At 48.7% G+C, this 21021-nt stretch carries 14 protein-coding genes; 5 read left to right on the top strand and 9 right to left on the bottom strand.

Annotated features, from left to right (window positions below; translation table 11 throughout):
- Positions 1 to 120 precede the first annotated feature (120 nt).
- The 5 genes from glyA to ACXAH1_RS18310 form a co-directional block, all read right to left on the bottom strand.
- Positions 121 to 1377 (bottom strand): serine hydroxymethyltransferase, encoded by a 1257-nt coding sequence (gene glyA / locus ACXAH1_RS18330; protein WP_475198639.1) that lies wholly within the window; start codon positions 1375 to 1377, stop codon positions 121 to 123.
- Between the two features lie 255 nt (positions 1378 to 1632).
- Positions 1633 to 2919 (bottom strand): threonine synthase, encoded by a 1287-nt coding sequence (thrC, locus tag ACXAH1_RS18325; protein WP_475198638.1) that lies wholly within the window; start codon positions 2917 to 2919, stop codon positions 1633 to 1635.
- A gap of 1 nt (position 2920) precedes the next feature.
- The gene (gene thrB, locus ACXAH1_RS18320; protein WP_475198637.1) at positions 2921 to 3859 is read right to left on the bottom strand and encodes a homoserine kinase; all 939 of its coding nucleotides are present in this window, start codon (positions 3857 to 3859) and stop codon (positions 2921 to 2923) included.
- Positions 3860 to 3868: 9 nt separating this feature from the next.
- Positions 3869 to 6286, bottom strand: a complete 2418-nt coding sequence (thrA, locus tag ACXAH1_RS18315) for a bifunctional aspartate kinase/homoserine dehydrogenase I (RefSeq protein ID WP_475198636.1) — start codon at positions 6284 to 6286, stop codon at positions 3869 to 3871.
- A gap of 335 nt (positions 6287 to 6621) precedes the next feature.
- A complete protein-coding gene (locus tag ACXAH1_RS18310) occupies positions 6622 to 6987 on the bottom strand; it encodes a response regulator (protein WP_475198635.1) in 366 nt (121 codons plus the stop codon).
- A gap of 217 nt (positions 6988 to 7204) precedes the next feature.
- Between ACXAH1_RS18310 and ACXAH1_RS18305 the strand changes: the two genes are divergently transcribed.
- Both ACXAH1_RS18305 and rdgC read left to right on the top strand, forming a co-directional pair.
- Positions 7205 to 8965, top strand: coding sequence for a sensor histidine kinase (locus ACXAH1_RS18305; protein ID WP_138550092.1), 1761 nt, complete (start codon positions 7205 to 7207; stop codon positions 8963 to 8965).
- 104 nt (positions 8966 to 9069) lie between these two features.
- Positions 9070 to 9978, top strand: coding sequence for a recombination-associated protein RdgC (gene rdgC, locus ACXAH1_RS18300; protein ID WP_475198634.1), 909 nt, complete (start codon positions 9070 to 9072; stop codon positions 9976 to 9978).
- A 46-nt stretch (positions 9979 to 10024) separates the two neighbouring features.
- Here the strand turns inward: rdgC and ACXAH1_RS18295 are convergent, their stop codons facing one another.
- Entirely contained in the window at positions 10025 to 10864 is an 840-nt protein-coding gene (locus tag ACXAH1_RS18295; protein WP_054015464.1) for an HDOD domain-containing protein, read from the bottom strand.
- Positions 10865 to 11192: 328 nt separating this feature from the next.
- Here ACXAH1_RS18295 and ACXAH1_RS18290 point away from each other — a divergent pair, with 328 nt between their 5' ends.
- Positions 11193 to 12881 (top strand): dipeptidyl-peptidase 3 family protein, encoded by a 1689-nt coding sequence (locus ACXAH1_RS18290; protein WP_475198765.1) that lies wholly within the window; start codon positions 11193 to 11195, stop codon positions 12879 to 12881.
- 24 nt (positions 12882 to 12905) lie between these two features.
- Here ACXAH1_RS18290 and ACXAH1_RS18285 read toward each other — a convergent pair whose 3' ends face one another.
- Positions 12906 to 13310: an HIT domain-containing protein gene (locus ACXAH1_RS18285; protein ID WP_253048438.1), complete on the bottom strand. Its 405-nt coding sequence runs from the start codon at positions 13308 to 13310 to the stop codon at positions 12906 to 12908.
- A gap of 189 nt (positions 13311 to 13499) precedes the next feature.
- On the opposite strand from ACXAH1_RS18285, the gene ACXAH1_RS18280 reads away from it, so the two are divergent.
- A complete protein-coding gene (locus ACXAH1_RS18280; RefSeq protein WP_475198762.1) occupies positions 13500 to 15716 on the top strand; it encodes a S9 family peptidase in 2217 nt (738 codons plus the stop codon).
- A 206-nt stretch (positions 15717 to 15922) separates the two neighbouring features.
- Complete coding sequence (locus ACXAH1_RS18275) at positions 15923 to 17557, top strand: methyl-accepting chemotaxis protein (protein WP_475198633.1); 1635 nt, start codon at positions 15923 to 15925, stop codon at positions 17555 to 17557.
- On the opposite strand, the gene ACXAH1_RS18270 is transcribed toward ACXAH1_RS18275, so the two are convergent.
- Positions 17554 to 19086 carry a M17 family metallopeptidase gene (locus tag ACXAH1_RS18270; RefSeq protein WP_475198632.1) on the bottom strand — a complete coding sequence of 511 codons (1533 nt, stop codon included), beginning with the start codon at positions 19084 to 19086 and terminating at the stop codon, positions 17554 to 17556. The two genes, ACXAH1_RS18275 and ACXAH1_RS18270, sit on opposite strands and share 4 nt — an antisense overlap.
- Before the next feature lie 158 nt (positions 19087 to 19244).
- On the bottom strand, positions 19245 to 20936 hold the full coding sequence (locus ACXAH1_RS18265; protein ID WP_138550099.1) for a carbon starvation CstA family protein: 1692 nt from the start codon (positions 20934 to 20936) through the stop codon (positions 19245 to 19247).
- Between the last annotated feature and the right edge of the window lie 85 nt (positions 20937 to 21021).

The raw sequence follows: 21021 nt of genomic DNA, 5'->3' as shown, positions 1-21021 counted from the left end.
AAGGTTACAACACAGCTTGGGTCAATTGTTGCCAGTATACCAAGATAGTGGCCATTGGTGCACATAAAAAAAGGCTGCCAGAATGGCAGCCCTCTTGTGTATAACGTCGCGCGCTATTGCTTACGCGTATACAGGCAACTTAGCGCAAATCGCTTTTACTTTTTCTTTCACCTGTGCCTGAACTGCTTCATCTTCGATGTTGTCCAGTACATCACAGATCCAGCCAGCCAGTTCACCCGCTTCTGCTTCTTTAAAGCCGCGACGTGTGATAGCCGGTGAACCAATACGCAGACCAGACGTCACAAACGGAGAACGAGGGTCGTTTGGTACAGAGTTTTTGTTCACAGTGATGTTCGCACGGCCAAGCGCCGCATCCGCGTCTTTACCTGTGATGTCTTTGTCGATCAGATCAAGCAAGAACAAGTGGTTGTCAGTCTTACCTGAAACAACTTTGTAGCCACGCGCCTGAAGTACAGCAACCATTGCCTGTGCATTTTTTACCACTTGTGTCTGGTATGCTTTGAAGTCATCCTGCAAAGCTTCTTTGAATGCAACAGCTTTTGCTGCAATCACGTGACACAATGGACCACCCTGACCACCCGGGAATACTGCACTGTTCAGTTTTTTATAGATATCCGCATCACCACATGCTGACAGGATCAAACCACCACGAGGGCCTGCCAGTGTTTTGTGTGTCGTTGTCGTAACAACATGCGCATGTTGGATTGGGCTTGGGTAGATACCAGCCGCAACCAGACCCGCAACGTGTGCCATATCAACCAGCAGGTAAGCACCCACTTTGTCTGCGATTTCACGGAATTTAGCCCAGTCAACAATACCTGAGTAGGCAGAGAAACCACCGATGATCATTTTCGGCTTGTGCTCCAGCGCCAGCGCTTCAACCTGTGCGTAGTCGATTTCGCCAGTCTCTTCGTTCAGGCCATACTGAACCGCATTGTAAGTTTTACCAGAGAAGTTCACGTGTGAACCATGTGTCAGGTGACCACCATGTGCCAGACTCATACCCAACACGGTATCATGCGGCTGAAGCAGCGCTTGGAATACCGCGGCATTTGCCTGAGAGCCCGCGTGTGGCTGAACGTTTGCATAATCACAGCCGAACAGCTCACATGCACGGTCAATCGCCAGTTGCTCAACCACGTCAACGTGCTCACAGCCACCGTAATAACGCTTACCCGGATAACCTTCAGCATATTTGTTTGTTAACTGCGACCCCTGAGCCTCTAGTACGCGTGGGCTACAGTAGTTTTCAGACGCGATAAGCTCAATGTGCTCTTCCTGACGAGTCGTTTCCGACTGGATCGCTTGAAATAGTTCAGGGTCAAAATCTGCAATATTCATGTTACGTTCTAACATGGTGTCTCCTAGGTACACGTAAGATTGGTTTTTGAAGGCTTGATTGTACGCAAATTGCGGCCATTTGCCTATGAAATCGGCGTGAGCCTATTTAATCAAGGATTGAATTTATTTCACAGTGTTTGGGGGATGATATTTTTTTATTTAAACATTTATATTTTTTATTAAAAATCAAACATACATTTTAAATTGAAATCTATGAAAACTCCCCTACAGACGGCTTGACCGCCATCAAATAGGGGAGCTGGGTGTTCATCAACGCGTCAGACGTGCCAGCACAGCATCTTTTAAAGCGCCATAATCGGCCGGCAAAGGCTCTGCCAGGCAGGGCTTCTCAAGGGCACTCGCCAGCGCCTCTGGCATTTCAATCGCCTGACCCAGCACAGCTTCCACTGTCTCCCTAAATTTCGCAGGGTGTGCTGTCGCCAGAAAAATCCCCGTCTCATCGGGCTGGCCATCAAGAGTGAGCCCTTCGTAAGCGATGGCTGTATGAGGTTCTGTCACATATCCGGCTTTAGCAACCTGACGCATCACTTCCTGCGTTCTCTCTTCAGACACCGAACGTGAATAAAACTCATCTTTAGGAAAGTGTCCATGATCTAACATCGATTCTACACGAGGCCAATTATTAGGTTTACTCACATCCATTGCGTTAGAGATGGACTCTAAAGTAGCGTTGGGCTGCCACTGACCTGACGCAATATATCGTGGTACGGTATCATTTTGATTAGTCGTTGCACTCAGGCGCCTGACTGGCAAACCCAAAGCAGCGGCAATCATTGCAGCACACACGTTGCCGAAATTACCGCTGGGCACAGAAACATGAACCTTGTCTCGCTGAGCCGATGTAAGTTGGGCAAATGCTTCAAAGTAGTAGCATACCTGCGCCAGTAAACGGCTAATATTAATTGAATTAGCTGAGTTCAAACCTAAAGCTTGTTTAAGCTCATCATCCAGAAAGGCTTGTTTTACTAATGCCTGACAATCATCAAAACTGCCCTCTACCGCATAACAATGGATATTCTCACCCAAGGTGGTGAACAGCTTTTGCTGTGCCAGAGAAATCTTGCCCTGTGGATAGAGGATCACCACGTCGACATTGGGCATTTGATAAAAAGCGTGAGCTACCGCAGCGCCTGTATCGCCGCTGGTTGCAGTCAAAATTGTCACCCGCTCCCCCTGACTGAAGGCGCCAATGCACTGTGCCATAAAGCGACCGCCAAAGTCCTTAAACGCCAGCGTCGGGCCGTGAAAGAGCTCCAGACAGTATTTATTTTCTTCAACTTGAACCAAGCGGGCAGGAAAATCAAATGCCTGCTCGCACATACTTTGCAATGTATCCAGCGGTAATTCATCTCCTATCAGGTGCTTCAACAGAGCCGCACTGCGTTGTGCAAACGGCTGCGCCAGCAAGTCATCGATGTCATCCAGGGGCGTCAATTCAGTAGGGAAGAATACCCCCTGATTTCGACCCAAACCCGTTTTAACCGCTTCGATAAAGGATACCACCTGAGTATCGTCTTTTAAGTTTACCAGTTTCATCCTACTCTCCGTCCTTTATTTCTCTTGTACCTTGTGGGTCTATTCGGCAAATATGGCTGAAGCCATGTTCATTCAAATAATGTTGTTGCAACCATAACTGACAGCGTTGCGCGTCCTGCTCATTTGCACACAAAGCAAACAGGGTAGGCCCGGCTCCAGAAATGCTCACAGTGAGTGCGCCCAGTTCTGGCAAACTCAACTTCGCCTCGGCATACCCTTTAATCAAAGGTGCCCGATGAGGCTCAGCTATATCATCGCGCATCAAAGCGAGCGCGGCATCAAACCTGTGCTGTGCCATCAGTAAAGTAAAGGTACTCAAACGCTGGGCAAACTCCACCGCATCATGAGAGGCCAGTTGCGACGGCAAAACGGCTCTGGCCGCAGCAGTATTCAAAGCGAACCCTGGGTAAGCCACCACCAGTCGCCAGCGGTCATCAACAGGCAAACTCAGGGCTCTGTCTGGTACCAGTTCAGCAGTTAACTGCAATCCTCCCAGATAACAGGGAGTGATATTGTCGTAATGACGCGCACCGCTGACCTTCCCCTCAAAATCAGCCATCAACTCAATCATCTGCGTTTGAGACAAGTGGGTCTGTGCAAACGCATCCAGAGCTGCAAATGTCGCTACCACAGAGCAGGCACTGGAACCCAAGCCGGACCCTATAGGTAAGCGCTTTTCTAATGTCAGCTTAACACTGGGCATATCTGCAGCGACATGCGCTCTAAAGTGTACCAGGCACTGATAAGCCAGATTTTCCTTAGCTGCCGACGGGAGCTTAGTTGCGTAGGGCCCGACACATTCAAAACAGTCTTGTTCAGCAGCTTCTGCGCTAACCACATCCCCCAGTAAAGTCCCATCAAGCGGTGCAATCGCGGCACCTAAAGAATCAAAACCGACGCAAAAGTTACCAATAGATGCCGGTGCAAAAAATCGTTTCATAACCCTCTCCTAGCGCGTCAGAGTCTTTAAAATATCGGCAAATACGCCAGCAGCTGTGACTTCAGCCCCGGCACCATAACCCCGGATCACAAAAGGTTTTGGCTGATAATACTGGCTCAGTATTGCAAGGGCGTTTTCCCCGTCACGAATGTCTGATAACGCGTGCGCTTTATCGACCGCCTCAATGCCAACCCGGCAGCGCCCACCCTCAATCGTGCCAACATAACGCAGTACTTTTCCGTCACTAGCAGCACTGTCAATACGATCCGCAAATGCTCCATCCTGCTCATGTAATCTCGTCATAAACTCATCGGCCGAGCTACCTGCTGCAAAGTCAACGGGTACCACGGGCTCAACTTCGATATCTGACAGCTCCAGCGCCAATCCGGACTCACGGGCAATAATAAGCAGCTTGCGCGCCACGTCCGTGCCTGACAGGTCATCTCGCGGATCCGGCTCAGTAAAACCGCTTTGTTTTGCTTTGGCAGTGGCTTCGGACAGACTCAGGCCGTCCTCCAGTTCACCGAAAATGTAGGACAGAGAACCCGACAGAATGCCACTGAAAGACAGCAATTCATCGCCTGCGCCGAAGAGTAGTTGCAGATTGTCCAGTACCGGTAAACCGGCCCCCACATTCGTTTCATATAAAAAGCGTCGACCCTTCTGCTGTGCCACCTGCTGCAATGCCTGATAGTAACTGTAGTCACTGGTGTTGGCTTTTTTGTTCGCCGCCACAACATGGAACCCGGCCGCAAGAAAATCGTGATACTGGTCGGCCAATTGCTGAGACGAACTACAATCTACGATTACAGGGTTGATCAAATGATTACGGCGTACAAACGCTTCCAGGCTGGCCAGCTCAAAGCCCTGCTCGGCATCCGCCAGTGCTTGTTGCCAACTATCAAAAGGAACGCCCTGCTCATTCAGATAACAGTGCTTTGAATTGGCCACGCCGTAGAGGTTCAGTTTAATGTTGCGCTCTGCAAGCCAGGTTTGCTGGCGCTGCAGTTGTGCAATGAGCTCAGTGCCCACCAGGCCGCAGCCCAGCAAAAACACATCGATGGACGGTACATGAGTAAAGAAGTTTTCATGGCATACTTTAACCGCATCCTGACACAACTCCCCCTGGATCACGGCTGAAATAGCACTTTCAGTTGAGTCCTGAGCAATTGCCACAATATTCACCTGGGCCTGTGCCAGTGAGGCAAAAAACTTCGCAGCCAACCCTTTATGTGACTTCATGTTATCGCCCACCAGGGTGACAATCGCCAACGAGCGGCGTACTTCTATCGGCTCAATCAGTTGCGCCTGCATCTCCAGTTCAAAGGCACTTTGTAGCGCCTGCAACGCCAACGACAAGTCTTGCTCATGAACACAAAAGCTGATGCTAAATTCACAGGAAGACTGAGTGATCAATACAATTGAGACATTGTCTTTGGCCAGTGCCGAAAACACCCTGGCAGCCATCCCCACTTTACCTTTCATGCCCGGACCAGAGACAGTCAGCATAGCCAGTCTATCTAAGCTGGACAGAGCTTTAACGGGTTCGTCACCGTCACCTTGTGCCGCTATTACTGAGCCTGGTAACTCGGGGGCATGAGTATTTTTAATCTCACAAGGTACGCCCGCCTTAGCACAAGGTAAAATCGTTTTCGGATGCAAGACTTTGGCGCCAAAATACGACAGTTCCATGGCTTCTTTGTAAGACAAACGATCAACCTTAGTGGCTTTTTTAATCAGTCGCGGGTCTGCACTATATACCCCATCTACATCAGTCCAGATTTGGCAGACACTCGCCTGAATACAGGCGGCAGCAATTGCGGCTGAATAGTCGGAACCGTTGCGCCCTAATGTCGTCAGTTCTCCTGAACTGTTACTGCCTGTAAAACCGGGCATAATATAGAAGTTTGCAGGACGCGCTTTGAGCTGCGCCGCAAAGCACGCGCGGCTATCGTCCAGCAAGGCTTCAGCATCCAGATAAACATCGTTGGTTACAATGCAGTCTGTCGCCTCAAGATAGCAGGCTTTGTCCGTGCCAAGCATAGCCACCATTAGCGCAACACTCACCCGTTCACCAAAACTGATCACATAAGCCTGAATCGCATCGGGGCACTGTTTGAGCAGCTTGACACCAGCTAGCTTGTCAGCCAGCGCAGCAAAATCTGGCCATTGAGTCACTTGATTGAATTCAGTTTCAACCTGTACTTTCAATCCATCCAGACGCTCTGTCAGGGCATCCCATTGTAGATTGTAATCTGACCCTTGGCGTGCCAGCTCACACAACTCGACCAACTTATCCGTTACACCACCTGGTGCAGATAGAACCACTAAGGCCTCGTTGTTACCCTGAGTCAGGATCAGCTCCCGTACCCGTTGCAGACAGGCGTAGTCGGCCAGGGACGACCCACCAAACTTCAATACTTGCATGTTTATTTTCCTCATTCCAAAAACAAAAAAGGCCTGTGCTCGAAGTGAGCACAGGCCTTTTCTAAAACGCACCGACCTATGCCACTATCCCGTTAGGATGGTGGTGGTAATAATGGTCGTGGTGTTAATAATCTTTTTCATAGACTTTAGACTGCCTGAACATTCAATAAACTGTCAAGCACAAAAATCTAATTTGCGGAGTAAAAATCTATGCAAAAAACTCAAGTTGTGAACAGCAATGTGCAAAATCTATGTTGGAATGAGTCGGACACTGATGTAGTAAGCGAACAGACGAGTGTAAACAAATACATTAAATGTTTACAAATGAGCGGAGGTTAGCGGATCCCGAAGCGACTAAGGGTTGCCTGCAAGGCTTCCGGTTTAATCGGTTTTTCTAAAAATTCGAGTGCACCCAGTTTGGCCACCCGCGCCTTCATTTCACCTTGAATATCAGCAGAAATAACCACCACATAGGTTTCTATCACCTGCCGTTTAATGGCCTCCAGCACCGCAATACCATCCATTTCAGGCATGGTCAGGTCAAGACAGACTAAATCGATGTGGCGTGTCGCCAGCACATCGAGTGCTTCGCGTCCGTTAGTGGCCTGACAAATATCGGCATCCAGCATACCGCTTAGACAGCGGATCACTTGTTTGCGGGCAACGACTGAATCGTCACAAACTAATACAGAGTAGCTCATAGGGTGAATTGTCAAATAATCTTTATTGTTCTGATCTGGGATAAAGGTTATTGTTGTGATTAAACTTATAACATAATAATCCTCGTCCAGTAAGTGGCAGAGGAACAAATTCCTTGCGATATCAGATTGAGATTAATATTTATTTTTAGCACTTTATTGGCTAACTTTAAGTGTATTAAACGCGCACAAACCCGTTGTTAGGAGCAAAGAACACTTCATGCTGCAAAAAAGTCTGTCAAAGAAGCTGCTCACAAACGTCTTGTCGGTTTACTTTTTGCTTACCTTCGTCGTTACCTGTGGACAGGTGGTCGCTGAGTATGTCAATACCAAGGACTATATTCGCAACGAGTTAACCATGCTGCAAAAAACCTTTAGTCGCAGTCTGACTCGGGCGATATGGGAGCTCAACACCAAACAAACCGTCACGACCGCTGAAGGTTTATTGGCGATCCCGATGATCGAAGGGATCATAGTGCGTGATGACAGCGGTGAAATAATTTCCCAACTGGGCCGCTCATTGAATATCCATGAGTTATACAGCCAGCAATTAGTGCAAGAAGAAGCATTGATTGAAGACACCCCGTCAGGTTTATTTGGTTACACCTTTCCTCTGATTTTTGAGTTTTCCGGGCGCGCTACTCAGGTAGGTGACGTCACCTTGTTTTCGAGTCGGGAAGTGGTATTCAGCCGCATTATGATATCCATTTATTTTTTGATCGGGAATGCCATGGTCAAGACCACCTTTTTGATCATCTTGTTTTTACTTGCATTCAGAAAGTTGCTTACCGAACCACTGACCGATCTGACTGAGCAAATTGATGACTTTGAAATAGATAATGTTGATGGCCATAAAATTGATATAGATACCACGGAGCGCAACGAGCTCAAGGTCATGGAAGAAGCCTTTAACAAACTCATTGACCGAATTGCTGATTACCGCAAAAAACTGGATCAGGCCCAGAAAGAGCTTTTGATCAGTAACGAAAAACTGGACCAGCACAACATCCAGCTGGAGCAGGAAGTAGCGCGTAAAACGTCAAACTTGTCCCAGGCAATGATGGATCTGCAGCAACAAAAGTATGAGCTGGAAAAACAAAAACTTACGCTCACCGAAGAGATTGATCTGAGACGCCAAACCGAAGAAGAGTTACTCACCAAGCAAAAAGAGCTGGAGAAATATGTTGATGAGCTCAATATGGCACAAGAGCGACTGGTCGGCTCAGAGAAAATGGCTGCGCTGGGTGGCCTCGTGGCTGGTATTACCCACGATATAAATACCCCCGTTGGAATTGGGGTAACCGCAACATCATTCTTACAGGAACGCTTAGAGCGCCTTGAGTCAGCCTATCGGGATAAAACCTTATCGCCCAAAGCGCTGGAAGAATTTATCAATGAAGCCAAGCAAAGCACCAGCCTGCTCACAACTAACCTCGACAGGGCCTCAGAGCTGGTGGCCAGCTTTAAGCAGATTGCCGTTGATCAGGCCAGTGAAGCCGTTCGCACCATTAATTTTAAACAGTATCTGGGCGAGGTGATCCGCTCTTTACATCCCAAACTCAAGAAAACCGCCCACATCGTTAACGTTGATTGTCCGGAAGAGCTTACTCTGCACCTCCCGGCTGGTGCTATCAGTCAGATTTTCACCAACCTGATCATGAATTCACTGATCCATGGTTTCGAAGGTATCGCTCAGGGCACCATCGACATTGAGATCAGAGAAGAAAACAACGACGTGTTTATTGTTTACAAAGACAATGGTAAAGGTGTCAGCAAAGCACAACTGGAGAAACTCTTCGACCCTTTCTTTACCACCAAGCGAGAACAAGGCGGCAGTGGTTTAGGCACTCACATCACTTTCAATCTGGTGAAGCAGACGCTCAATGGAGACATTGAAGTCAATTCCGAAGAAGGCAACGGCCTGACCTACTATATTCGCTTCCCAAAAGAGCTACAAAAGAGCGTCGCGATGTTCAGTTAATATCCACGTAAACCGGCACGGCAAATTATCTGCCAAGAGCCTTTGCCCGAGGGCGTGTCGGTTTGCTATGATGCGGGTCGATTTTACTCTTCGGAACCTGTTCTATGTGGTTTAGCAATCTTATCTGTTACCGATTTAAACAAGACGTCTCCTACGCTCAGGAAGACTTTGAAGCGGCACTGGAGCACGACGTATTTCGTCCGTGTGGTAGCCAGGACATGAGCACTTTTGGCTGGACCAAAGCACTGGGCAAACATGGCCAGACATTGAGTCATTTCTCTCAGCACTGTATTTTGGTTTGTGCAAAACGAGAAGAAAAAGTACTGCCCGCTTCCGTCATCAATGAAATGGTCGCTGAGAAAATCGAGTCGATCGAGCAAGAAGAGAATCGCCCGGTCAAGAAAAAAGAAAAAGACGAAATTAAAGAGAACATCACTGCGACACTGTTACCTCAGGCATTCAAAAAATCCAGTTTGCAGTTTGCCTTTATTGACCAGAAAAACGGCTGGTTAATCGTCAACAGTGGTAGCTTTAATAAAGCGGAAGAGTTGACGGCCCTGCTACGTAAATCTCTGGGTACTCTGCCCATTGTTCCGGCATTCGCCAATTACGATCTGGATCTGTTCCTGACTGACTGGCTGACTCAGTTTGCAGTACCTGAGGGCTTTGCGATCGGCTCCGACGCCGAGCTTCAAGAGGCCGATGACAATGGCGCACAAGTAAAACTGAAAAAGCATGACCTGTCCAGTGATGAAATTAAACTTCATCTGGAACACGGTAAGCGCGTGACAAAGCTGGGCATGGACTGGCGTGAGCGTGTTCAGTTTACCCTACAAAATGATGGCTCCCTCAAGCGCTTAAGCTTCAGCGATACATTAAAAGAGCAAAATGCGGATATTCCTAAAGAAGATATGGCAGTCAAATTAGACGCCGACTTTATTTTGGTGTCTGAAGAAATCAAAGAGCTGCTGGAAGAGTTGTCCCAAGGCCTGGGTGACCAGGAAGACCTGTAAAAGAAGGCAGGATGCGACAGCCTCCTGCCCTGCTCACCTATCGCGGCTATGAAAAGGCCGCCTTGATGTCGTTCAACATATCCTGATATTCATCGTCGTAAAACATGTCGACTGATCCCAGCACACCTTTTTCCTCATACACATGTAATGCCGCCGCTTTGTCGGATACCTGCAATATCCCCTCAACAATAGCGCCAACTCGGATAAAGTCCACATAGCATACATGTCCAGGTTTATAGTTTGGATTGGCCCAACTTTCAGCCACCTCAACAAACTCTTCAGTAAAGCCCCACTCACGCATAATAGCACCACCAATTCGGCCACCGAGCTTTTGAATTGCATGTGCCAGAAAGCTTGGGTTCGCAAAGACTTCCGGGTGGTGCTCTGCTTCTGTCAAGATAGGCAACACACCAATGTTAAAGACCAAAGAAGCCAACGTGATGGTGTCTTTGTTTAGCGATGTATGTTTGTTAACCCGCAGATAAAAATCCATTGTGGTGATTGCCTGGCAGGCCACTTTCAGGGTTTTTTGCCAGGCTTTGTCCATGTAGGTTTTGATCAGTTTGTTCTGCGACACAAACAACTGCTCCATCGCCATAGCCGTCGCCACATTCTTTACCTGTCGCAAGCCAATGCGAGTGACCGCCTGATTAAGCGTATTCACCTTCACAGTACGACCTAAAAATGCACTGTTCGCGACTTTAATCATACGTGCAGCCAGCGCCGGATCATGGGAGATCACCTCTGCCATTTGCATAAGATTAACTTCCGGGTCATCCGCAGCCTGACGGACCCGAACGGCAATTTCGGGCAGGGTAGGCAAAACCAGGGTATCGTTATTTATTTTATCAATCAGAATCGTCAACAAGGCATTTTCAGTAGACATATTGGTTCAATCCTCGAATTTATTGGCCTCTGGTGCGCAGCATCTGTCTTTTGCGCCAGACAATGTGCTGTTCATGCTATTAGTATTGTCTAACTTAAAGAGTAAGTTAAGGAAAGTATAAAAATTATTCGTGACATGCGACACACATCCAACCAATCACCTGAGATAAAATATTCCCTGACTTTATATTATGAAGGCAGCAAGTTGCGCAGAATTCATGTAATGTATACACCCGACATAATAATACGGACAATCTATGCGCCACTTATGCTCGTGTGTTGTGGCGCCGTAGAAGACAGTCCGACACACCCTCAATGAAGGAAAAATGATGAAACGCGCAATGTTACCCACAGCCATCATGCTGGCTTGTGGCGTTATGCTCAGTGCATGTTCTGAGCCACAAAAACCATCAAGTACCGAGGCTCAGCCACAGGCAAATAACTCAGACACCGGATATCAGCTGAAAGACTTGTCGCCTGCCCGACTGGATATCTATACTGAAGTTACGCTTAATAGCGATCTCTCGCACCTCACTGATAACCAGAAAAAAATGCTGGGCCTGTTGATCGAAGCCTCGAAAATCATGGACGACCTGTTCTGGCAGCAAGCCTTCGGCATGAACAAAGCCGAGTTTCTGGCAAATATCAAAGATCCGAAAGTGCGCCAGTTCGCCGACATTAACTACGGCCCCTGGGATCGTCTTAATGGCGACAAGGTCTTCCTGGAGGGCTTTGCAGACAAAGCGCCCGGTGCTCAATTCTACCCAAGCGATATCAGCAAAGGCGAGTTAAATCAGGCTGATGTGAAAGATAAAGCCGGTTTGTATTCTCTGATCAAACGTGACGCACAGGGTCAGCTTTATAGCGTAGCTTACTCAGAAGCTTATCAGACAGAGCTGGATACTGCGGCTCAGCTACTACGCGATGCCAGTAAGTTAGCAGTCGATAAACAGTTTTCCAAATATCTGAATCTCAGAGCGGATGCACTGGTCAACAACAGCTACCAGAGTTCAGACTTCGCCTGGATGGATATGAAAAATAACCCCATCGACGTGGTGATTGGTCCAATCGAAACTTACGAAGATCAGCTGTTTGGCTATCGCACAGCATTTGAGTCTTATGTCCTGGTCAAAGACATGGCCTGGAGCGAACGTCTGGCAAAATTTGCTGCATTCCTGCCCGAACTGCAACAAGGGCTACCGGTTGATGCGAAATATAAGCAAGAGGTGCCTGGCTCAGATGCCGATCTTAATGCGTACGATGTGATTTACTACGCCGGCCACTCTAATGCGGGCAGCAAAACTATTGCTATCAATTTGCCAAACGATGAAGAAGTACAGTTGCAAAAAGGCACGCGTCGCCTGCAGCTGAAAAATGCCATGCAAGCCAAATTCGACAAAATCCTGGTGCCTATTGCAGACCAGCTGATAGTGCCGGAGCAGCGTAAACACATTACCTTCGATGCATTCTTTGCCAATACTATGTTCCATGAAGTTGCCCATGGTCTGGGTATTAAAAACACCATTACTGGTAAAGGGACTGTTCGTCAGTCACTTCAGGAACATGCCAGTGCACTGGAAGAAGGCAAAGCCGATATTCTGGGCCTCTACATGGTTGAGCAGCTATTGAAAAAAGGCGAAATCAGCGAAGGGACACTGGAAGATTATTATGTGACCTTTATGGCGGGTATTTTCCGCTCTGTCCGCTTTGGTGCCTCCAGCGCCCATGGTAAAGCGAACATGATCCGCTTTAACTTCTTTAAGCAGGAAGGGGCATTTTCGAAAAACGCCGATGGTCTGTATCAGGTCGATATGGCCAAAATGGGTGCTGCAATGGAAAAACTATCTAATTTGATCCTGACCCTGCAGGGTGATGGTGATTATCAGAAGGTCGATCAATTGCTGGCCACTCATGGTGACATTAAGGCTGAACTGCAAGCGGATCTCGATAAGCTGGCAGCTGCCAATATTCCGGTCGATGTGACTTTTAAGCAAGGCAAAGCAGTGTTAGGACTATAGTCCTAACACCACACATCTACCGGATCAGGCGCTCACTTCGAGCGCCTTTTTTATTTCGCTAATCTGTTGTTCGCTGTATGGCACCGCAGGTAAAACACCCCATACCGGTTTTGGCCAGGCAGCATCGTGCTCAAAACGCGCAATATGATGCACGTGCAACTGAGGCACCATATTGCCCAGTGCAGCTACATTCAATTTATGCGGGTTAAACACATCTTTAATTAAGCGGCTTAGTTTGGCTGATTCCTGCCAAAACTGCAGTTGCTGCTCTGTCGTCAGGTCAATGATCTCTCGCATGCCCGATACGCGCGGTACCAGTACAAACCAAGGGTATTGACTATCATTCAATAACAATAGCTTACATAAAGGCCAGTCTGCTAATTCTATGCAGTCACGTTGAAGTTCCGGCGCCAGTTGAAAAATGCTCATCGTATTCTATCGGGTCTGTGATCTGTGGCCTCACTGTAGCGAACTTCCACAGCAAAATCGACCAGATAAAAGGGATTCGCTTCACCACACCTCGTCTGTCGGATTTTATTGCCATCCAGAAACACAGTCTTTACCATCAACGCTCTTAAACCAAACCAACTCAACTAAAAAGGTGACTCTGTGCGCAATCTGTTATCTTACGCAGCGTTAGCCGCTGGCTTGCTGGCCTCCAGCCAGTTAGCTGTGGCTCAACCACTGACGCTGGAACGTATCTTTGATGACCCAACTTTAGCGGGAAAGGCGCCCGTTAAACTGAAGTTTTCACCCGATGGTACGCGGGTGACTTACCTGCAGGGAAAAGTAGACGACTACAACCGGTATGATCTGTGGGAATACAATATTAAAGCTGACACCAATCGACTACTGGTGGATTCTCAGGCACTTTTTTCGGGCCCTGAAACATTGTCTGATGAAGAAAAAGCACGCCGTGAACGACAGCGCATCTTTGGTCGCGGGATCCTGGAATACAAATGGTCAAAAGATGGTAAAGCGCTGCTTTTCCCACTCAATGGGGATCTTTACTATTACGAACTAAGCACAGGTAAGAGCCGTAAGCTTACCAATACCGAGGCCTTTGAAACCGATGCCCGTTTTTCACCTAAGGGCAACTATGTTTCCTTTATTCGTGAACAAGACTTGTATGCACTGGAGCTGGCAACCGGTCAAGAGATCCGTCTCAGCAAAGATGGGGGCGGCGTCATCAAAAACGGCATGGCTGAGTTTGTCGCACAGGAAGAAATGGGACGGATGACGGGCTACTGGTGGGCCGGTGATGAAAGCAAGATTGCCTTTACCCGCATTGATGAAAGCCCGGTACAAGAAGCCATTCGCAATGAGATTTATGCGGACGAAGTTAAGCTTTTTAACCAGCGCTATCCTTTCACCGGCACAGATAATGTTCGCATAGATCTGGGTGTGGTGACACTGAACAACCAAAAAATTGATTGGGTCGACCTTGGTAAAGACAAAGACATCTACATCGCACGCGCAAAATGGTTGGAAGATGACACGACATTATCTTATCAATGGCAAAATCGTTCTCAACAAAAGTTGGAACTCAGATTCTATAACGCCAGCAACAAACAGCAGCGCGTTGCCCTGACAGAAACCAGTGATACCTGGCTGAACCTGCATTTTGACTTGCATTTTCTTAAAGATAAAAAGCACTTTGTCTGGGCGTCGGAGCGTGATGGCTACAAGCACCTCTATTTGTATCGCACCAGTGGCCAGCTGGTTCGTCAGCTGACCAAAGGAGAATGGGTCATCGATAAGCTACAGGGCATCGATGAAAAAAAAGGCCTGGTGTACTTTTCTGGTCGCAAAGACACCCCGCTGGAAAGCCACTTATATTCAGTCCCTCTATTCAAGAAGGGCAACATTAAGCGGATCACAGAAGCAGGCGCCTACCATAAAGTAGTGATGGCCGAGGATAACCGCACCTTCATCGACAGTAAGTCTTCTGTAAATCAGCCTACGTCTGTATCGCTGCGTAAATCCAATGGTGAGTTCGTTACCTGGCTGGAGCAAAACAAACTGGATGACCAGCATCCACTGACGCCTTTCCTGAACGATCTGGCGACTCCTGAGTACGGTACTCTCAAAGCTGAAGACGGCCAGGTGATGCATTACCGCCTGTTTAAACCAAAGCACCTGGAAAAAGACAAGAAGTACCCGGTGATCGTTAATGTCTACGGGGGTCCACATGCCCAGCGTGTTACCAACAGTTGGCGCAGTAAGAACCTGTACTTCCAGTATATGGTGCAGCAAGGTTATATTGTCTTCCAGTTAGATAACCGTGGCTCGTACAACCGCGGCAAGCGCTTTGAAGACCCTATCTATAAACATTTAGGAGAAGTGGAAGTTGCAGACCAGATCCGTGGTGTAGAGTTCTTACGTACACTGGATTATGTCGACCCTGCTCGCATTGGTATTTATGGACACAGCTACGGTGGCTATATGGCACTGATGACTATGTTCAAAGCTGGCGACTACTTCGCAGCCGGCGTATCAGGAGCCCCGGTGACCGACTGGGCTCTATACGATACACATTACACAGAGCGTTACCTTGGGCACCCTGAAACCAATGCTAAAGGTTATGAGCAAAGTGCCGTCTTCCCGTATGCTGATGGCCTCAAGGGACCTTTGATGATCTACCACGGTATGGCAGATGACAATGTACTGTTTACACACGCCACCAAACTGTTCAAACAGTTACAGGATGACGCCAAGCCATTTGAGATGATGACTTATCCGGGCTCCAAGCACAGTCTGCGCGGTAAGAAAGTGCAAACCCATTTACATCAGACGATTACCAATTTCTTTAATCGTCACTTTGAGGTGAAATAATTCAACATGCGGGCCTGTGTTGGCCCGCACTCCACCCTCCTGCATCCAGCTGTGGTATTCGACAAATAGCTAATTGCCTAAATCTTTCCTCGCTAAATATATTATTCACTTGATTTAGAACAAATTTCACCTGCACTTTTATTGCAATATAGACAATGAAAGTCCGTTCAGCGCACAACCTTGTGCCTTCAAGAGGAGCCACAGATATGGCATTTCTGAGACAGTTCACCATTTTTGGCCGCCTTGCAATGTTGGTGGGAGTCGTCGTTCTGGGTTTGGCTGCACTGGGTGTGATGAATCTGCAACAGCAATATCAGGCACTGAGCGAACAGCAATATGAAAAAACTAAAAATCTGGTGGAGACTGCGCATAGCCTCATTACCCATTATCATCAGGCTATGCGCCAGGGCTTACTCAATGAAGATGAAGCCAAAGCCGCAGCCCTGAATGCACTGAAAAACCTCAGATACGATGAAAATAATTATTTTTGGGTCAATGATCATTACCCTCGCATGGTGATGCATCCTTTTAAGCCTCAGCTCAACGGGCAGTCGGTCAGAGACAGTAAAGATCCCGACGGTGTGGCATTATTTCAGGAAATGGTGGCGGTTGTAGACGCTCAAGAAGCTGGCTTTGTTCCCTATAAATGGCCTAAGCCAGGTAAATCCGACCCGGTCGATAAGATCTCCTATGTAAAAGGCTTTGCGCCCTGGCAATGGATCATCGGCTCCGGCGTTTATCTGGATAATATTGACGTGCAATTTGCGCGGCTGCGCAATCAAATGCTTTTCAATATTCTTGCTCTCCTGGTCGTGCTCATTGCACTTAACTTCTTTATCAGCAATAGTATTTTACAACCCATTCGCACCGCCTCGGACATGATGCGTGATATTTCTCAGGGTGAAGGGGATTTGACACAGCAACTTGATGAACATGGCCGAGACGAAATCTCCCGCCTGTCGCGTTTTTTCAATGCCTATACCGAAAAAATGCGCAGCTCGATTGCCTCTGTTGCCAATAATGCAACTGAAGTAGAAGCCCTTGCCAACCGGGTCGACAATACAGGCGAAGTCAACCTGGAGTATATAGAAAGGCAGAATGACAGTAGCCGTCAGGTGGCCACAGCTGTCGAGCAAATGAGTGCTCAGATACAAGAGATAAGCCAGCATGCCGAAGCCGCTGAACAGGCTGCAGGAGATGCGATGCATACCAGTGAAACGGGCAAAGCCACGATTGGTACAACCATTGATGCCATAGGTACGCTCTCTGATACCATTGAGGAAGTCAGCGTTGTGACACAAGCACTGGCAGAAGAAAGCCAGCATATTGGCTCAGTACTGGACGTGATCCGAGGTATTTCAGAGCAAACTAATCTGCTGGCGCTCAATGCTGCAATTGAGGCCGCTCGTGCCGGGGAGCAGGGTCGCGGGTTTGCGGTAGTCGCCGATGAAGTGCGTACACTGGCGAGTCGTACCGGACAGAGTACCGATGAAATTCAGGCTATGATAGAGAAGCTACAAAAAGGTGCTCAGGCAGCTGTGGATGCAGTACAAAACAGCCAGCGTCTGTCAAACAGTACGGTCAGCCAGGTACATGAGGCCGAACAAGCACTGAATGAAATTGAGCGGCTGATCACCGTGATCCTGGACATGAATGGCCTGATAGCCCGTGCAACGGAGGAGCAAAGCAGTGCAGCAGCCGACGTCAATGTGCGCATTGGCGATCTGTCGGACGCCACCCACCACTCACTGGACACTACACAGCACTTGTCTGAGGCCAGCAAGGAGCTGAAGCAGGCAAGCCATCAGCTTGCCCTGATTGTGGAACGCTTTAAGATTTAGCGGCAGTAACGCGCAAACAAACTACTCACGGTTGCGGCTGTCGGCTTACCATGCTGCCAGTCACCGCCTTCAACACCACTGCCGGCAATATCCATGTGAACATACGGCAAAGGTAGCTCAGCATCACAGCCATGTTTGTCCAGACCACCAACAATTGCCAAAAAGGCCATTGGAAACTGGTGACCACGGGCAGTGACTGCTGACGGTGCGTTGTTACTCGACAGTACGTCATCCGCCAGAGTGCGCGGCTGAACAAAGTCGTAGTCCTCGCGGCGGCTGCGCGACACTTCAGCGCAGTCAGCCCACAAATCACCTAAATCAGCAAGCTGGCGAGATACCTGTTGGGCGCGTGCCGGACCATTTTCAACATAGGCGCTATATGGACCCATTGCGCGTGCTGCGTGGCCAGTAAGTGTTGCTACGGTAAAGAGTTCCGGGTTCACCTCATGCTTGGCCAAATCTTTTAGCTCGCTCAGCAGATCACCCATTGCCAGACGCCCTTCAGCATCGGTATTGCCAATCCGTACTTTAACCCCTTCACGGCAGGTGATTATCTCATCCGGAACAAAGCAGTCAGAGCCAATTGAGTTACGCACCACTGCCAGGTAGGCAATCACTTTAACGCCTTTAGGCTGGAAGTCTGCCACAGACTTCATAAAGCCCGCCACAGAAGCCGCACCACCTTTATCACGACTCATCCCGGCCATAAAGCCACCGACTTTGAGGTCAGCACCACCCGTATCATACACCAGGCCCTTACCTACAAACATCAGCGTACGCTCTACCTCTCCTTCTGGTGTGTATACCAACTTCACCACTCGCGGGTGATGACGCTCTACTGCATACGATGCGCGGGCAACGGTACCCAGCATAGGATATTCCTGATCGATAGTCGCAGGCTCTGCCACAACTTCAACACTAACACTTGTGCCCTTGAACAGCTCAACACAGTAATCTGCAAACTTAGGGGGAGCCATACGCTCAGGCTCTGTACCACACAAATCACGGGCCGCATATTGACCTGCCGCAATGGCATTAAGCTGTCGACACTGCTCTTCACTTGCTCCCAGCAACGCGATTGATTCGACGGGCTCTATGGAAGGGCCGCGGTATTCACGTGCCTCAAGAGGCTGCCACAGTGCCTGACAGGCTCCCAGGTAGGTCACTTCAAGCGCATTCTGATATCGTGCTTCACTGGGTACCCCTGCAACAACCAGAACAGGTTTGACAGCGCCTGCTGCTTTGGCTTCCTGGATACCCGCTTTGCCCGCCTCAAAAAAGCGACGTACATCGTCATAGTCACGGTTCAGTGGGCCAGTCGGCGACACAATAAGGCGCTTGCCAGGCACACCTTCAGCCAATAACACACTCGCTTTGGTACGTAGTCGTGCATCAACAGCCAGGTAAGGTGCCGCGGCGCTATTTAGCTCAGAAAAAGCGAGTTCAGACACATCGGAAGTAACGACGATGACGGCATCGGCGTCCTGAATTTGCCAGTCATTGACCGACAGAGCAAGAGGGAAAGACATATAATCAGCCCTTGGTTATTTTAATCCTGGGCTGATTATCGGTTATTTGCTGGCAAGAACCAAGACCATCAAGGTAAATACGCGCTTAAGCACAGGATAATGCGCTATCACGTTGAATAGCGCAGACACTCAACACCTTTGCACCCTGGTCCTGTCATTTAGTCGGGCTGCGATGTCGTCTCGGTGTCTTTTTGTAACTTGAGTTTACTGACCACAGACCAGGCTTCAAGCATGACCAGTACACTGACAACAAGTACCACAATATCGAGGCCAACCAATAGCCAGTTACCCTGTTCATAGTATTCACCCAGCTTGATCACTCCGGCGAAGAAAGCCATCAGAATCACAAAAGTCATGGGGATCAGGGTAAACTTGGCAGGGCGACCCAGTTTAATCAGATACACAGAAATTACCAGTAAAGTCAGACTTGCGAGGATCTGGTTGGTGGAGCCAAACAGTGGCCAGATAATCATACCGCCGCTACCCGATGCCCCACCAGCACCAAATGCCAGCAACAAGCAACACCCGACAGCAACCAAAGTTGCAAGTACGCCATTTTTCAGTGCATTCAGTTGGTAGATCTCTCCCCATTCCTGAATAATATAACGCTGTAGGCGTACACCAGAGTCCATCGTGGTACCCGCAAATAACACCACCATCACCGCCAGCAGGGTCGAGGCGATTTCCACCGATAATCCCCAGCCATTGCTGATCAGATTCGCGCCCCCCTGAATAAAGGCGCCCACACTACCAGCACCAAGGTGACTGTATATTTCATGCCACTCTTCAGGGGATACCGCCAGCATAACACCACTTACGGCCACCAAAGTGATCAGAGCCAGCGACCCCTCACCCACGGCACCCAGATAACCAACAAAACGGCCATCCGTCTCTTTGTCTAGCTGTTTGGAACTGGTGCCAGAGGATACAATTCCGTGAAATCCGGATACGGCTCCACAAGCAATGGTTACGAACAACAACGGAATAATACTCGGTGTATCCACTGCCGTCTGAGTATTAAATGCCGGCGCCGTAATATCAGGCATCACCACAAATACCGCACCATAGAGCAATACCAGACCGACCAGCAGTTGCATGCCATTAATGAAGTCTCTCGGCTGCAGCAACATCCAGACAGGTAACAAAGATGCAACGGCGGCATAGATAAACAAGATAATGATCCAGTTTGCTTTGTCTGCCAGACCAAACAACTCGCTGGGCAGTGCCAGCGGCATACCCGACCCCACATAAATACTGGCATACAAGATGGCTACCCCGATCACGCACAAGGGCACCAACGGCACCTGGCGTTTGAGCAACTGACCAATGACCAGTGCAACCAGAATCGCAGCCCACGCGGGGAATACGGCACTGGGGTTGGCTACAAAAGAGTTGGCAATCACCACCCCGAATACCGCATTGACCATCAACAGGACCAAAAAGACCACAATCATAAATAATGACCGGGTGCGCTTTCCTATCACAGTTTCTGACAAAGCGCCCATAGACTTACCCTTGTGACGGGCACTGGCCCAAAGGGCACCCATATCGTGCACACCAGCAAAAAAGATGGTGCCAAACACCACCCACAAAACGGCTGGCACCCAGCCCCAATATACTGCTATGGCTGGGCCGACAATGGGCGCCGCCCCGGCTACAGATGTGAAGTGGTGTCCCCAGAGAACGACTTTGTTGGTTGGCACATAGTCTACTCCGTCGTTTAACTCATGCGCCGGTGTCACGAACTTATCGTCCATTTTAAATATTTTTTCGGCGATGAACTTTGAATAGACAAACCAGCCAAACAGCATACCCAGTATGCCAAACAGCACGATCATGATTGACTGCATTGTATTCCCCCTGTTGTTGTCCTGCTGTTGTTATTACTAGTCTCTTTATATCTGTTCGTTATTGCTCAGCACACAACCCGCTCAG

The sequence above is a fragment of the Pseudoalteromonas sp. AWH4_217 genome (assembly GCF_056161105.1).
This window is presented reverse-complemented; position numbering and strand designations above follow the sequence as displayed.

Excerpts from the sequence above, each read along its gene's own strand:
- glyA (WP_475198639.1), bottom strand. The coding sequence starts at position 1,377 with ATGTTAGAACGTAACATGAATATTGCAGATTTTGACCCTGAACTATTT.
- thrC (WP_475198638.1), bottom strand. The coding sequence starts at position 2,919 with ATGAAACTGGTAAACTTAAAAGACGATACTCAGGTGGTATCCTTTATC.
- thrB (WP_475198637.1), bottom strand. The coding sequence starts at position 3,859 with ATGAAACGATTTTTTGCACCGGCATCTATTGGTAACTTTTGCGTCGGT.
- thrA (WP_475198636.1), bottom strand. The coding sequence starts at position 6,286 with ATGCAAGTATTGAAGTTTGGTGGGTCGTCCCTGGCCGACTACGCCTGT.
- ACXAH1_RS18310 (WP_475198635.1), bottom strand. The coding sequence starts at position 6,987 with ATGAGCTACTCTGTATTAGTTTGTGACGATTCAGTCGTTGCCCGCAAA.
- ACXAH1_RS18305 (WP_138550092.1), top strand. The coding sequence starts at position 7,205 with ATGCTGCAAAAAAGTCTGTCAAAGAAGCTGCTCACAAACGTCTTGTCG.
- rdgC (WP_475198634.1), top strand. The coding sequence starts at position 9,070 with ATGTGGTTTAGCAATCTTATCTGTTACCGATTTAAACAAGACGTCTCC.
- ACXAH1_RS18295 (WP_054015464.1), bottom strand. The coding sequence starts at position 10,864 with ATGTCTACTGAAAATGCCTTGTTGACGATTCTGATTGATAAAATAAAT.
- ACXAH1_RS18290 (WP_475198765.1), top strand. The coding sequence starts at position 11,193 with ATGAAACGCGCAATGTTACCCACAGCCATCATGCTGGCTTGTGGCGTT.
- ACXAH1_RS18285 (WP_253048438.1), bottom strand. The coding sequence starts at position 13,310 with ATGAGCATTTTTCAACTGGCGCCGGAACTTCAACGTGACTGCATAGAA.
- ACXAH1_RS18275 (WP_475198633.1), top strand. The coding sequence starts at position 15,923 with ATGGCATTTCTGAGACAGTTCACCATTTTTGGCCGCCTTGCAATGTTG.
- ACXAH1_RS18270 (WP_475198632.1), bottom strand. The coding sequence starts at position 19,086 with ATGTCTTTCCCTCTTGCTCTGTCGGTCAATGACTGGCAAATTCAGGAC.
- ACXAH1_RS18265 (WP_138550099.1), bottom strand. The coding sequence starts at position 20,936 with ATGCAGTCAATCATGATCGTGCTGTTTGGCATACTGGGTATGCTGTTT.